Genomic DNA, 13,604 nt, shown 5'->3' on the forward strand with positions numbered 1-13,604 from the left:
CTCGATCACTTGGCGGGAATAGCTGCAACCGCCGCATCGAACTCCTTCAGCGCGTCGTTGCCGTGTTTGCCGCGCCCATCAAGGCCGTCGGCCCAGGTCTTGGCGACGCCCTTCATCAAATCCTTGAACTTGGCACTCACGTCCGGCCGCAGGGTTTCGAACCGCACCCCGGCGGCCTCAAGCGACTTCTTGGTCTCATCATCGGATTTCTGGACCTGCTGGCATGCTGACGGAATGATCTCCTCGGCGACGTCGACCATCGTCTTCTGCACATCCGGCGGAAGCTTCTTCCAGACGGTGTCGCTGATCGAATAGGCGACGATGAAGCTGGCGAAGCCGACGCCGTCGGTCGAGTATTTCACCAGCTTGTCGGCGCCATACGCGACCACGCTCTCCAGCGGGAACAGCAGCCCATCCATGGTGCCGCGCTGCAGGGATTCATAGGCATCCGGCGCTGCCATGCGCACGGGCACGGCTCCGATGGCGCGCAAAGTGAGGTCCTGCGCGCCGCCTGTCGACCGCAGCTTGAGGCCGGTAACGTCACCGGTCTCCTTCACCGGTTGCTTGACTGTGAAGATGCGGTACTGCGGCAGGCTCACCGCGAGCAGCAGACGGATGCCGGTTTGCGGTATAATCCTGCTGCGCGATCACTCCGCTTCGCGCGGTCTTCCAGTAGGCGAGCGTGCCCTGGCAGGAATGCTCGAACGCGCCAGGGAGCATCGCGACTTCGGAGACCGGCATCTTGTCGGAGACGTAAGCGGGCGCGACATAGCCGATATCGGCGACGCCGGCTTGCGTCAGCTTCAACATGTCGGCAGCCTTGCCGAGCTGCTGCGCCGGATAGTGTTCGAACGTCACCGCGTTGTTGGTGCGCTTCTGCACCTCGGCCATCCAGGGCTCGAGCACGAGGCGGACGAGGTAATGCCCTTTCGGAAAAGAGTCGGCCACCCGCAGCTTGATCGGCTCCGCCGCTGCCGCCAGATTGATCGATGCGATGAGGAAGCCGTAACCGGCCAATATGCGCCGAAGCCCGCCCATATCTCCTGCCCCTGAGTAGCCTTATTGTTTTGAGCAGCTGCGCACAAACGAATTTGCCCGTCAAGCATGGCTCGGCTGAGTATGCCTGATCGGACAACCGGAGAGCGCGGGCCACCATGCGCCGGCGCGATTGCGAGGGCGGAAGGGATCATGCGAGGACGTCGATGCGCTTGATTTCAAGCCGTAAGCGCGCGATGGCCAACTGGCTGGAAGCTGACGCTGAGAGGCAACCAGATCTCAATCAATTTTGTCCGCCACGCGGGAAATTCCTCCGGCGTGCTCGACGGCTCAGCGCCGCCGCCGGCGGCATGGCGGCCACGATCATCATCGAGCGGGTCTGAAGCCGGTTAGACCGCGGGAAACTCCAGCGCGAAAGCGACGCCCTGACTGGCGGGCAGGAGACGGATCGTACCGCCATGGCTCACCATGACGGCTTGCGCGATGGCGAGGCCCATGCCGGTACCGCCGCTATCGCGGCGGGTGGTGAAGAAAGCATCGAAGATCTTGTCGCTGTTGGCGTGGGAGATCGGGTCACCATCGTTGCTCACCGTCACCCTGAGGGTCGAGGCTTCGGCAATCGCTTCGAGCTGCACCGACCTGGCATTGTGACGGAAGGCGTTGTCGGCCAGATGCGCCAGTACGATCAGCGCCTTCTCGCCGGACATCCCGATCGAGCGGTCGAGGTGGCCACTGGCCACGATTGTCCGCTGCGCAAAGCGGCTCTTCAGGTTCGCGATGACGCCAGAAAGCGGGGTCTGCTCGTTCTGCGGAGCGCTCTCTGCGCGCGCCAGCTCGCGCAGCCGCTGGCTCATCGCATCGAGCCGCGCGACGTCGCCAAGGATGTTCGAGATGAAGCTCTGTTGCTCGGATCGGGTCAGCGTATCCGATTTGCTTTGATGCGAATCCTGCAGCAGCTCGGCCGCGCCCCGGATCGATGCCAGCGGCGATTTCGAATTCGTGCGTCAGGTGTGCCGAGAAGGTGGCGGTGTAATCGGAGCGGCGCGACAGCTGCTGGGCCGTGTCGAGGAAGCTGTCGGAGAGCTGGGCGAGCTCGCGGCTGCCATAATGCTGCAGCGGTTGAAACGCATTGCGGTCGCCGCGGCCGATCCGCACGGCGCGATCGACGAGCTCGCGCATCGGGCGCGTGACCGTACGGGAGAACATCAGCCCGATCGCAACGTCGCCGCGATGCTCGCATGGCGTGTTCGAGGTGCGGAAGCACCGCGTTCGGCAAACTGAGCCGGTCCTCGCGCGGTCGCTGGGGCAGCATTTCATCATCGGCTATCGGTCGTTCGACGAGGTCGCACCGCTTGTGGAGAAGGGGTTCGTTGCGGGCATCTATGTCACCCGGCGCAACGTCGCCGGCAGGACGGCTGGCGCCTTGAAGGCGGAAATCGCCACACTGCAGGCCAGGCGGCGAGCCGCCGGGTTGCCGCCGTTGGTGGTGGCCACGGATCAGGATGGCGGCATCGTTTCGCATCTGGCACTGCCGCTCACGAGACTGCCCGCACTGGCTCCCTGGCCGAGCTGGCGCCGGAAGAGCAAAAAGCGAAAGCCGAGGAGTTCGGGCGCATCCATCGACGCGAGCTGGCATCGCTTGGCATCAAGCTGAATTTTGCCCCGGTGCTCGACCTGCGCCCGGCGGCGAAGCACAACCGGCTCGATTTCAATACGCTGATCAATGAGCGCGCGATCTCCGATGATCCGGCCAAGGTGAGCGTGATCGCGGGCGCCTACATCCATGGCCTCGAGTCCGCAGGCGTTACGGCCACTGTGAAGCACTTTCCGGGATTGGGCCGCGTGCGCGCCGACACGCATCATTTCAACGCCGATCTCGATACGCCGACCGGCGAACTGGAGGCGACGGATTGGCGCCCGTTCCGCGATGTGCTGTCGTCGACCGGCGCGCGCCTGATGGTCGGGCACGTGGCGGTGAATGCGCTCGACCCGGGACGGCCGGCGTCGCATTCAAAGGCCGTGGTCGACGGGCTGATCCGGAAGGGCTGGAACTACCAGGGGGTCGTCATGACGGACGATCTGGTGATGGGCGCGATCTATCAGCACGATGTCTGCACCGCGGTCGTGGAGGCGTTGAACGCGGGCGTCGATCTGTTGCTGGTCGCCTATGACGGGTTGCAGTTCTACCGCCTGTTCGCTTGCGCGACGGATGCAGCTGCGCGAGGGGGCCTCGATACCATCATGCTGCACGACAGCGAGACACGGCTGAGGCGCGCGCTGCTGGTCGACTAGATCGATGGATTCAGGAATGAGCGCCGACCGCCGATTTGTTGTCCTGGCGCTTCGACCACGAGACGTAGTAGGCGACAGCCGTCATTGCCGCGAGACCAGCGAGGCTGACCGCGACCTGCCTTGTCAGTGAGTAAGGGCCGGTGATCAAAATCAGGTGCGCTGCGAAGGAGAGGAACACGCCTGCACAGAACACGGCCAGCCATTCCTCGCCGCATTTGATGATCGGCTGCAGGGCGTAAGATCGCAGATACCCCAAGTCGCGCGGCACCAACCAGGTGAACAGGAATGACAGGGTCAGGAAATGCAGGATGCGGTGAGGTGCTACATCCTCCCGGTCGTTCTGCAGCAGCATGTCGTTCAGTCCGCTGGGCATCATTTGGGCGAGTGCCGGGATATCGCTACTGGAGACGATCGTCAGCGCGAACAGCAAGTACAGCAACGCCGTGGCGCGCAGCGCGGTAACGGCCTGCATTGCGCGGATCGCGGGTGCATAGCGCGTGCCGATGAGCGCGAGCCAGCCACCCATCACGAACAGCAATTGCCAGCAGAACGGATTAAGGTACCAATCTCCGTACGGATATGAAGTCAGGTTCCAGTCGAACACGCGGGCGGTAGCGTAAAGCGTCACGGACGCGAGAAGCGTTGCGTTCGGCACGTAGAGCAGTCCGAATACGACGAACGGCTGGAAGGCCATCAGGGCGATAGTGAGTTGCAGCACGTCGAGATTGAGCGGCTTGGCCTGCAGGAACAAGCCGTAGATCAGCGTCCGGATCGGGTGGTCGATGAATCCGGTGATGTTGAACTCGCTGATGATCTCGGGCGCCGCGGTACCGCGTGGCGACATAGCTGATCAACTCGACATAGATCACGAACAGGACGATGTAGGCAGCATAGAGCTGCCATACGCGCTTGAAGATACGGGTCGCGGCCACCACGAATCCGCGCTCCAGCGCCATCCGGGCGTAGAAGAGCGTCACTGCATAGCCGCCGACGAACACAAAAAGGTCGGTCGCGCCGCTAAAGCCGAAATTGCGCATGGTCAGCGCGCTGACGACGTTGTGCGGAACGTGATCCAGGAACAGAAACCAGTTTGCGATGCCAAGCAGCAACGCGATCCTGAGATCGCCATCGGCTCTCGCGATCTCGGCGTTTGTTGTCGAAGTCATCTGAAGCTGAAATCTGCCGGCCCGGGAAAACGATCGCTAATCTAGTGGGAACCCACGCCCGGTCCGAATAGACTCTGCGTGAACCCTATCTAGTCTGTTTCGGGGTCCGGCCAAGTGGCCGGTTCAAGAAAGATCACGTTTTCGCAATCGCCGCGAGAGCGCAGTTAGACCGGCTCGTGTTTGCGCAGGTCGCGGGCGTGATCCAGTGTATTGGCTTGCAGGTTTGTGCCGGTCGGGGCGACCTCCGGCAGGGCAGCCTCCGCGAGGATATCGTCCGTAATATCCTCGACCGAGCACTCGGCAACCTCGTGGATGAAGCTGATGTTGGTGTATTCCCCTGACGCGACCCGTGAGATGACCTCACGCCGCGTCATTTCGGAATCGACGATCGCCTCGCGGCCACGGCGGCCATAGTCGATCATCACAACAAAATACTGCATTGCCTGGCGGTTCGATGCGTTGACTTTCGTTAGCTGTGATTTCCGATAATCGGAACTCAGGCGGGGCGCACCGACCGATTCGGCCCGAAGGCATCCGAATCGGTCAGGTCGGCCTCTGCAGCCCGGGCGGCTATTTCTCGGACGACCGTCCGCCCTGCGCCCGGGCGGATTTGCGGCCCTTCGCCGCCGTCTTGCCGCGCAGCCTTTCGATCTGGCCGCGGGGCAGGGTGACGCAGATCTCGCCGATCCACTCGAGCTTGACGCCGTTGATCGGCTTAGCATTGAAGCTCTTGAGGTTGACCGTACCTGACGAGCTGCCCCGCTCGATCGTCTTCAGATAGCGCTCGCCGCTCTTCAGCCGGACCGCAGCTTCCTCTCCGTAGAAGCTCGACAGCGGATAGCGCTGCTCGCGATACACCACGATGACATCGCCGTTCTCGTATTTCGGCAACATCGAATCGCCCGAAACCTCGAAAGCGACGGTTTCCTCCGTCATCGGGAACGGGAGTTCGATCTCGCCGAGACCCTCCGGCGGGACCTGCTCTAGCTCCGGCTGGATCGAGGCGCCGGCGCCGACCCGGCCCACGATCGGTACCGAGTTCAGCTCCAGGTATTCCATAATCGGGGCGATCTCCGATGCTTTGATCAAGCGGATTCCCGACAGGATTTCGGACACCGCCCCGGCCCGAACGCCCATTGCGCGGGCAAGCCCGCCCTTGCTCTTTCCCGTCTTTTCCAGTGCTCGTTCGATAAGTGCCGCGTCCAGCATGGTTCGTCCTCTCCAAAGCTGGACACACTATACCCATTACGATTATCAGAAATCAAGCTTGACTTCTTGTTCGCGGCGCTGAAAGCTGAGTGGCGGGCAGTCGGCAGAACTGCCAAGACGTTGTGAAATGCTGTGAAAATTTCCACCCGGGGGCCGCAACCTAGCCGACGGTTCTTGCTGCGCTCGCGCTGATTCTTCCTCACCGAAGCCGGCGTGCAACCGATGGTGAGGCATTAGGAAGGTTGACAGGCCTTTGACCACCTGCGGCAGGCGCGATACGTAACATCTTCACTAAATCAATCCGGCTGTCGAATTTTCGCTGGATCTTCTGCACAGGCAATTGTCAGCGCATCCGGTGCTGGTATGCCGGATCAGTCGTCTGACGACCGGGTGCTGCGCCGGCTGGTTCCCCGTTCCGAATTTGCCTCAAGCAACGGGCAGTTGATCACGACCGCGATCTCGCTCGATTCCGAATGTGGTCCTGAGCCGGCGGATGCGGTGGGCTCTCGCGTTGGGGGATGTCCCCTTCCGGCACTCTGCGTGGCAGGATGAGGTCGTTGGTAACAAACGAAGGAGCCGCCCGTGGAAACGATGGTTCGCAATGATCTGAATACGTCAAAAAGCGCGTTGGAGTTGCATGGCGTTGATCGAACGGAGCAGCGGTCTCGCGGCAAAAGGTGAAGCGCGGCCAGGTTCTGGCGTTCTTCGGTTGTCTGTCGCCCGCGCCTGCTGCGCTGGAGGCTTGCGGGGCATCGCCCCTTTTGGGCGCGGGGGACTACGATCGCTGGGGCGTAAGGTGGCGATGATCCCACGGCAATATGTCAAGCCCTATGGTGCCCCCCGACGGCGCGCGTTACCAGTGGAGGAAGGATCCACCCAGAAAATTGTCGATTGATCTGGTCGCTGACGAGCGGTCTGGAACGGGCTTAACAACCCTCGGGTATGCATCCGTTGAGACGCGCCACTTGGTCATCGGACGGCCTCACCTTAAAATCCAGAGCGATCTGGCGTAAAGCGTCGCGACAGATTGTACGGGATCATTGCCCCGAATCGCGGCGTGGCTCCAATGTGCCAGAGGTCCCGGTGTGGCCATACGCCAGCCGCTGCATCGCGGCACACACCAAGATACGGTCAGTCATGTCGGCTTCGCCCTCACATCATCGAAGCCGCTCGACGAGGGGATGGTCGAGGTATTCAACTCGGAAAACATGCCTGCGCCGTCAAGGTTTGGGACGGGAGATTGAGCACCTGCGGAAACTGAAACGTGTAACTCGCGGTTACCTGATTGCCGCAAGCTGGCGTGGAGTAGGTGAATGTCTGTGATGGGAGATTAAGGCCGAATGCCTGCTGGGCGGCATAGCTGGTAATGGCGCTGCTCCCGGGACACAGCGTAGAATTGACGGTGGCGCAACGCGCTGCCAATTCGGTGCCATGTTGCAGGCCGAGCTGGGTCCAAAAGCAGTAGCCCGAACTCGATAATTCCAAATATAAACAGAAGAAACACTGGAGCGGTCAGAGCGAATTCAAGCGCCGTGGTCGCCCGGTTATCGCGCCAGATCGCTGCGAGTTTCATTGCAGCCTCGCAGTGGACTGCGCATTGTAGGTGTAGGTGGCGGCGACGATCTGGTAATTGATCATCGTATAATACGTTGCCTGCGCTGAAACCGTCGCATATGTTCCGGCCTGGGCGCCGCCTGTGCAGACAGTACCGCAGCTAACGGTGCTGATACCCGTACTCGTTGGACAGCCGCAAAACTGAACGGGCGAAGGCGAAGCGGTGATGGCCGTGGAGTTCGTGGCACTCGTCACTGCGTTGGAAATTCCGCTGGTGTTGAAGCCGCGCGCAATGGCGTATTGCGCCCCCGCCTGCGCAGCATTCTCTACTTGCATCTTGCGGTAGACGGCGAGCCCAATGTCAGTCACCGAGACCACCATGAGCGAAAATAGCGGGATCATGATTCCGAACTCGATAGCAGCTACGCCACCCGTATCGCGCACAGCGGTGCGGACGAGCCCGCGTAGGGTGCCAAACGGTCGAACTCGGCTCTGGGATAATGGTTTTTGTGCTCGCATTGACGCCAATCTCATTCGATGAGTTGCGCGGTTTGCGCGCCAATCGTAGCCGTGCCGAGCGCGGAACAATTGACTTGCAGGTTCGACGTGCCGCTGAATGTCAGGGTATCCGCAATGATCTTTGTGCATGAGGTGCTCGTGCCGTTACCGCCACTGAAGCTGAGGTTCGCCTTTGGCAGGTAGATGGCCCCGCCAAAGTTCTGGGTGCCCCCGCCCGTGAGATTGAAGGCAGTCCCCGCGGGCATATTGCGGTCGCCATACATGACGATTCCCTTGGTGGCGCCGGTGGTCGGCGCCGTCAAATCGATGATCGCGTTGCTGCCGATGGAGGCTGTGCCCCAGCTGCTGCCCGAACCAGTAAAGACGAGGGTCACGCCGCTACCGGTGATGGTGGCATTTCCAGCCACGCTCAAGTTTGCGCCGTCCAGGTAATATATGCCGGGACTTAGATTTAAGGTCGCTCCAGCATTTACGGTGATGCTGCCGCTGTAGCAGCCTGGATTGAGGGAGTTCGTCTTCCCATTCGCGTTGACCGTAATCTTGGCGTTCGTGCAGCTCGGCTCCGAGGGAGGAGTTACGTTAGCATAGGGATCGGCAACCGCCGCCATGTGCGTTCGAATCCCATTGGTCGCTGTGATATTGCTTGCACCGGAAACATCGCCCACCACCCCGATCTGATTGGCCGAGACGGAGGCGCTGCCGGAAACGTTGAGCGACGGGCTCGCGCTGGAGTTGCTGTAGAGGTTGCACTTGACCAGATTGAGCTGGTTGCTGCCGCTCACGTTGACAGCCGGGCTGGCGCTCGAATTGAGCGCGAGTACACAGCCTGTCCCGAAATTCGGCAGGGCGACCGCGCGCGCGGTGATCATGACCGGATCCGAGCCGAACAACGAGGACAACAGCCGCTGTTGCGGCTGGCTCACGACGACTTCGATTGCCTGGAGGTTCGAGGTATAGTTGCCCGTCTTCGGCGGCTGGTTGACTGTAACGGTGACGTTGTTCACCGCATTCGGGTATCCATAGCCTGCCGTGATGGCATTGGCTTCGGAGGTCAGGTCGCCGCCCGCAACTAGGGCTGTTGCCGCGCTCACCGCGCCTGAGTCCGCGGCGCTTTGCATATTCTTATGCTTATAGTACCACCATCCGACCTCGGTGCCGAGACCGGCCGTGCCAGCCAAGACAGGCATCAGAAGCGCCGAGATGATCACGTAGCTGCCCGATTGGTCGCGTGCAAAACAGCGAAACAGATCGATCTGCTTCAAGTGTGAGGCAGCGTCAGCTTTCCATCGAGGAAATGAAACGGCACCGAAGCGGCTCCAGATTTCCTTCGCGGTCATGGTTCGCCCTATGCGTTTGCAACTTTCTCCAGGGGCATGTTGCCGCAGGTCGATTAAAGGCAGCTCAACGCGAGGGAGTGATTTTGGACGCGACGATAGGGGTTTCATTAACTGAATGCGGTGAGTGTGACATTTGTCACATATCCGCCGTGTTCGACCCATGGTAGCCGATCCGGGTCGCCGAGCGTTGCAATCATCGATTGAGTTTAATCGAACGCGACGCCAATACGAAAATTCTGTTTCCACACAGTTCGGCACCGCAACGTCACGTCGTAGGCGCAGATAATCAGAACAAATTTTTGCGGGATACCCGCCGGACTTGTCACCACCAGTGTAGCCCCCCGGGGCGACAGGTTCTGAACCGTGCAATCAATCGCGACGCCGCCGAACTGTATCTTTCCGGCATTTATGATTGGATGTCGCCAAAAGGCTCGTGTTTCGACCATGTCGAAAAATACTGGGTAAAGGTGAACAAGCGTTAAATTGATCGGGAGGTGAACCGTTTTCGATTTTCTGATGGAGCGCTTCGGAGGCGCAGCTTTGGCCAACAAGGGCGGCGAAGTCTGCTGTTGGGTCCTTTTCGGAAGTGCTGCGTTAGCTATCGAAAATTCGGTGTCGGGGGTGAAGCGGACATCACGGTTGCGCCCTCCAACTTCCAAGTTTGACCCTGGCTGTGTGAAAACGCCGCTGCTTTGCTATGATTCCCTCGTGATTCTGCGGGGGAAGCTGATGAGGCGCTTCGTTAAGCAGGCGGATCGTGTGCAGTGGACGCTATTGCCCGAGTGCCTCGATGATTTCATTGACGAGAGTAACCCTTTCGCGTGATCGACGTGTTTGTCGATGCGCTCGATTTGGCTGAGATGAGATTTGAGGGGGTGGAGCCAGCGGCGACTGGTCGGCCATCGTACCACCTCGGTTCTCCTCAAGCTTTACATTTACGGCTATCTGAACCGGGTTCAGTCGAGCCGGCGGCTCGAACGAGAGGCCGGACGCAATGTCGAGGTCATGTGGCTGCTGGGTCGGCTCGCACCTGATCACAAGACGATCGCGGACTTCTGCAAAGACAATGGCCTCGCGCTGCGCAGGGTATGTGCGTGTCAATCGTTTGCAAATTTGACGGGGGTCAATATTGCAGGCCGAATGACATCCAACCTTCCCCGCGCGCTTGCCACTGAATTCAAGGCGGTTGAGCATCATATCCATGACGTGCTCAACGTCTTCATGTGCACGTCGCTTTGTCCGTTGCTCCGCCAGTTCTTGCCCCGGGAGCTCGCTCATTTTGGCGACTGCAATTCGACGTTGTAATGCGCGTAGATCCGCGCGAGGGTGCCGTTGGCAAGCAATGCTTCAAGGGCTGCGTCGAGTCCCTTCCTGAGCTGCTCGTCTGGGCTGACCATCCCAACAGCGACATTCCAGTTCAGGTCGGGATCGTCCTCGAAAGCAGGAATACGACGCACGTGCGCATCAGGATGAACTTGGTTGAACCAACCAACTGCAGCGGGCGTAACCGCCGCGGCGTCGATCTCGTTCTTAGCAAGCGCGTCCATGATTTCGTCCTCGAAGACAAACGGTGAGGTTTGGACGCCTCGCTTGCTGAGTGTCATGGAGGCGATCGAGCCGACCTGTACCCCGACACGCTGGCCTGGCCTCAAATCTGCGAGTGACGCTGCGCTGGAGTTTGCACCGACCGCCAACGCGACACCGCTGCGCTGGTAGGGTCGCGACATGCGCAACCCCACCTCCGCCAACGCCGCCCGATCCGCTATCGCATCAAGGACGATGTCGCAGTCGGCGCGGCGGTACTGAAAGCTAGTGACGACCCACCGTTGTTCCAGCGAGACCCCGAGCTGGTTTGCCAACGCCTTGGCGATTTCGACCTGAAATCCAGGATTGGCATCGCGCCTGCTGGCAAACGGTAGCGCGTTTGGGTGCGCGCAAAGCGTCAGGGCACCGCGCTCACGAATTGCCTCCAGCGAGCGCGCTGAAGCAGCAGTCCCGCCGAACAGCATCAGCAAGATCACCAGAGTGACACGTCGCATCTCGGGCTTCACTCCTCGATGCTCCGGATATAGGCCAATATTGCCATGATCTGGCTCTCTGAAAAAGCGCCTCCAAAGGCAGGCATCGCGCCGGGCTTCCCCTTCTTGATCCGCTCCACGATAAACTCGTCGCTGCGTGTCGTGCCCGCGAGCTTCGGCCCTTTGCCGGCGGCGCGGCCGCCGTTTTCGTGACAGAAGCCACACGAGGTGGCGAACATCGTCCCGCCCTCGATGTCGCTCTCCTTCGCCGATTGATCCTGATTGGGAGCCTGGCTCTGCTGTGCGTAGAGGTCGCGCGACAATGACAGCGCAATGCCAGCGATGAGAGTAATCGACTTCAACATCGGCATCTGGACTGCAGAGGCAGAGTGCGACCACACCCTGCCTCTTCCCACCATTAATTATTGCTTCAGCGTAAAGACAACGAGCGCACCGGCATCCTTCGGCATGCTCGTATAAGGTTCGCCGAAAAGAGCTGGGAATTCGTCCGCCACCATGCCGCCCCATCCGGCCGGTACCGCGATGTATTGTTTACCGCCGGCGCTGTAGCTGATGATGCCGCCATTGTGGCCGACGCCATTGTAATGCGACCACAGCTCCTGTCCGGTCTCCGCATTGTAGGCGCGCAACACACCGCGCGAGTCCGGTACGAACACTAGATTGCCGGCTGTTGCGAGCACACTCGCAAGCGGCGGCTCGTCGAAATTGACCTCCCATTTCTTGGCGCCGGTCACGGGATCACGAGCATCAAGATGTCCACGCGCCGGTCCGTCCGGCGGCGGAACGAGCTTGAAATTCGCTCCGATATTGAGCTGCGCCATCGGCTCGGTGATTGGCGTGGTCTTCACTACGTCCACATCCATGCACCATTCCTGCGCGATCTTGTACCACAGGCCGGTCTTCGGGCTGTAGGCGCCTGCGTTCCAGCTCACGCCGCCGGCGATCGCCGGACAGAGTGGCTCGCTTGCTTTGCCAAGTGACAGATCGCGCCGACCGATCAGCTCGCCGGTCTTCGGGTCGATATCCTTGACGAAGTTGATGTTCTTCGCGATCCGCCAGACGTTCTGCACCTTCGCATCGGCGCGATCGTAGACGAAGACGAATCCGCCCTTGTTCGGATGCACGACGAGCTTGCGGCCGTCGCGGTCGATCATCAGGAACTCCCCGACCGCCGAGTCGAAGTCCCATGCGTCGTGTGGCAGCTCCTGGTGGTAGAACTTCAGTTTGCCGGTATCGGGATCAAGCGCGATGACTGATGTCGTGTAGAGGTTGGTGCCTGGCCGTGGCCCGCTTTTCTGCCAGTCCGCGCCCGACCAGTCGTAAAGCGGTGCCGGGTTCGCCGTTCCCCACCAGATGGTGTTGGTTTCAGGATCGTAGGTGCCCGGCATCCATGCGCCACCGCCGCCGGTACGCCAGGATTCGTTGCCCCAGGTCGCCTTGGCTTCCTCGGTGCCGGCGACCGTGAGGAATTCCCATTTCTTCTTGCCCGTCTTGATATCGACGCCGAAAAGCGGACCGCGCGAGGTCCACTCGCCGCCCTGGCTGCCGATGATGACGGTGTCCCTCACCACCAGCGGCGCGCCCGTGAAGCCGACAGTGAGCTTCTTGGAATCGACGAGGTGCGTGTTCCACACCTCCTTGCCGGTTTTCATGTCGAGCCCAATCAAATGCCCGTCGACGGTGCCGACGAAAACCTTTCCATCGCCAAGCGCGACGCCGCGATTGTATGGCGAGTGCGTCTGCATCGACACGAGCTCCTCGTCGAGCTGCGGGAAGTACGACCAGATCATCTTGCCGGTCGCACCGTCGAGTGCGTAGACGCGACTGTAGGAGCCCGAATAATACAGCACGCCGTCAGCGACGAGCGGCATCGTCTGCAGGCCGCGGGTTGAGCGGCCGGGCATATGGATCCACGCGACTTCGAGGTTCTTCACGTTGTTCGCGTTGATCTGATCAAGTCCGCTGTAGTGATACGATTTGTAGCCGCCGTGATAGGTCAGCCAATCGCTTGGGTTCTGCTCGGCCGCCTCGATGCGAGCGGGATTGATCTCTGACGGCGCGATGGCCCAAGCCAGTGGTGCAACAGCCATCGCGGCCAGTGCGGCAACACAGGTAAGGTGCCTTGTACTGACTGTCATTGTTTTCCCTCCCTTATTGTATCGCGGGAACTACATCCAACATGGCGTCTGCTGCGGCAAGCTGCCTCATCCGTACAGCTCGACTCCTGACCTCGGCGAGGGGTTTAGACACCAGACGGTGATCGCTGCGGCCGAGTGGATTGCGTTCAGCAGCGCCGTAGCATCACGATGAATTCAATGCTCAAAGTGGTACAAGCGCAAGCGACGTATTTTGGCAGCCACACTGTCCCAACACCCATGTGAGCCGACACATCGCCATCGCCTGGGTGCCGGAACGATGCGCGCCCACCCCGACGAGGTGAGTCGGATGTGCAGCTCAATAAGCGCTGCAGTTCGGATCGCGAAGCGGTTCGT

Annotated in this window: 15 protein-coding genes and 4 pseudogenes; 4 read left to right on the forward strand and 15 right to left on the reverse strand. The window is 60.5% G+C overall.

The window, feature by feature from the left end; genetic code table 11:
• Window positions 1–5 precede the first annotated feature (5 nt).
• Window positions 6–599: a TRAP transporter substrate-binding protein DctP gene (gene dctP, locus ACVWW1_RS02090; RefSeq protein ID WP_456654672.1), complete on the reverse strand. Its 594-nt coding sequence runs from the start codon at window positions 597–599 to the stop codon at window positions 6–8.
• Complete coding sequence (locus ACVWW1_RS02095; RefSeq protein ID WP_456654673.1) at window positions 541–1,038, reverse strand: hypothetical protein; 498 nt, start codon at window positions 1,036–1,038, stop codon at window positions 541–543. The genes dctP and ACVWW1_RS02095 overlap by 59 nt, the downstream gene beginning before the upstream one ends.
• 194 nt (window positions 1,039–1,232) lie before the next feature.
• Here ACVWW1_RS02095 and ACVWW1_RS02100 point away from each other — a divergent pair, with 194 nt between their 5' ends.
• Window positions 1,233–1,379: a hypothetical protein gene (locus ACVWW1_RS02100; RefSeq protein WP_456654674.1), complete on the forward strand. Its 147-nt coding sequence runs from the start codon at window positions 1,233–1,235 to the stop codon at window positions 1,377–1,379.
• A 6-nt stretch (window positions 1,380–1,385) separates the two neighbouring features.
• Here the strand turns inward: ACVWW1_RS02100 and ACVWW1_RS02105 are convergent, their stop codons facing one another.
• The 3 genes and pseudogenes from ACVWW1_RS02105 to ACVWW1_RS02115 form a co-directional block, all read right to left on the reverse strand.
• The gene (locus ACVWW1_RS02105) at window positions 1,386–1,850 is read right to left on the reverse strand and encodes a sensor histidine kinase (RefSeq protein ID WP_456654675.1); all 465 of its coding nucleotides are present in this window, start codon (window positions 1,848–1,850) and stop codon (window positions 1,386–1,388) included.
• 21 nt (window positions 1,851–1,871) lie between these two features.
• Window positions 1,872–1,979, reverse strand: a pseudogene (locus ACVWW1_RS02110) (hypothetical protein); the annotation flags it as partial.
• A gap of 121 nt (window positions 1,980–2,100) precedes the next feature.
• Window positions 2,101–2,316, reverse strand: a pseudogene (locus ACVWW1_RS02115) (HAMP domain-containing protein); the annotation flags it as partial.
• On the opposite strand from ACVWW1_RS02115, the gene ACVWW1_RS02120 reads away from it, so the two are divergent.
• Window positions 2,240–2,650, forward strand: coding sequence for a hypothetical protein (locus tag ACVWW1_RS02120; RefSeq protein WP_456654676.1), 411 nt, complete (start codon window positions 2,240–2,242; stop codon window positions 2,648–2,650). The pseudogene ACVWW1_RS02115 and the gene ACVWW1_RS02120 overlap by 77 nt on opposite strands.
• Window positions 2,626–3,288, forward strand: coding sequence for a glycoside hydrolase family 3 N-terminal domain-containing protein (locus ACVWW1_RS02125; RefSeq protein ID WP_456656597.1), 663 nt, complete (start codon window positions 2,626–2,628; stop codon window positions 3,286–3,288). Before ACVWW1_RS02120 ends, ACVWW1_RS02125 begins: the two co-directional genes overlap by 25 nt.
• Window positions 3,289–3,298: 10 nt before the next feature.
• Here the strand turns inward: ACVWW1_RS02125 and ACVWW1_RS02130 are convergent.
• The 7 genes and pseudogenes from ACVWW1_RS02130 to ACVWW1_RS02160 form a co-directional block, all read right to left on the reverse strand.
• Window positions 3,299–4,454, reverse strand: a pseudogene (locus ACVWW1_RS02130) (OpgC domain-containing protein).
• 164 nt (window positions 4,455–4,618) lie between these two features.
• The gene (locus ACVWW1_RS02135; protein ID WP_456654677.1) at window positions 4,619–4,894 is read right to left on the reverse strand and encodes a hypothetical protein; all 276 of its coding nucleotides are present in this window, start codon (window positions 4,892–4,894) and stop codon (window positions 4,619–4,621) included.
• A gap of 130 nt (window positions 4,895–5,024) precedes the next feature.
• On the reverse strand, window positions 5,025–5,663 hold the full coding sequence (locus tag ACVWW1_RS02140) for a LexA family transcriptional regulator (RefSeq protein WP_342727859.1): 639 nt from the start codon (window positions 5,661–5,663) through the stop codon (window positions 5,025–5,027).
• A gap of 1,330 nt (window positions 5,664–6,993) precedes the next feature.
• Complete coding sequence (locus ACVWW1_RS02145) at window positions 6,994–7,236, reverse strand: TadE/TadG family type IV pilus assembly protein (RefSeq protein ID WP_456654678.1); 243 nt, start codon at window positions 7,234–7,236, stop codon at window positions 6,994–6,996.
• On the reverse strand, window positions 7,233–7,661 hold the full coding sequence (locus ACVWW1_RS02150) for a TadE/TadG family type IV pilus assembly protein (RefSeq protein ID WP_456654679.1): 429 nt from the start codon (window positions 7,659–7,661) through the stop codon (window positions 7,233–7,235). Before ACVWW1_RS02150 ends, ACVWW1_RS02145 begins: the two co-directional genes overlap by 4 nt.
• Before the next feature lie 86 nt (window positions 7,662–7,747).
• Window positions 7,748–9,073 carry a pilus assembly protein TadG-related protein gene (locus ACVWW1_RS02155; protein WP_456654680.1) on the reverse strand — a complete coding sequence of 442 codons (1,326 nt, stop codon included), beginning with the start codon at window positions 9,071–9,073 and terminating at the stop codon, window positions 7,748–7,750.
• Between the two features lie 206 nt (window positions 9,074–9,279).
• A complete protein-coding gene (locus ACVWW1_RS02160; protein WP_456656695.1) occupies window positions 9,280–9,732 on the reverse strand; it encodes a hypothetical protein in 453 nt (150 codons plus the stop codon).
• A gap of 70 nt (window positions 9,733–9,802) precedes the next feature.
• Here ACVWW1_RS02160 and ACVWW1_RS02165 point away from each other — a divergent pair.
• Window positions 9,803–10,165, forward strand: a pseudogene (locus ACVWW1_RS02165) (transposase); the annotation flags it as partial.
• Between the two features lie 182 nt (window positions 10,166–10,347).
• On the opposite strand, the gene ACVWW1_RS02170 reads toward ACVWW1_RS02165, so the two are convergent.
• From ACVWW1_RS02170 to ACVWW1_RS02180, 3 genes are read right to left on the reverse strand one after another with little or no spacing between them, the layout of a single operon-like run.
• Complete coding sequence (locus ACVWW1_RS02170; RefSeq protein WP_456654681.1) at window positions 10,348–11,124, reverse strand: substrate-binding periplasmic protein; 777 nt, start codon at window positions 11,122–11,124, stop codon at window positions 10,348–10,350.
• On the reverse strand, window positions 11,121–11,462 hold the full coding sequence (locus tag ACVWW1_RS02175) for a c-type cytochrome (RefSeq protein WP_456654682.1): 342 nt from the start codon (window positions 11,460–11,462) through the stop codon (window positions 11,121–11,123). Before ACVWW1_RS02175 ends, ACVWW1_RS02170 begins: the two co-directional genes overlap by 4 nt.
• Before the next feature lie 51 nt (window positions 11,463–11,513).
• Window positions 11,514–13,202 carry a PQQ-dependent dehydrogenase, methanol/ethanol family gene (locus ACVWW1_RS02180; protein WP_456656598.1) on the reverse strand — a complete coding sequence of 563 codons (1,689 nt, stop codon included), beginning with the start codon at window positions 13,200–13,202 and terminating at the stop codon, window positions 11,514–11,516.
• Window positions 13,203–13,604: the final 402 nt, after the last annotated feature.

The sequence above is a fragment of the Bradyrhizobium sp. JR3.5 genome, from assembly GCF_054057015.1.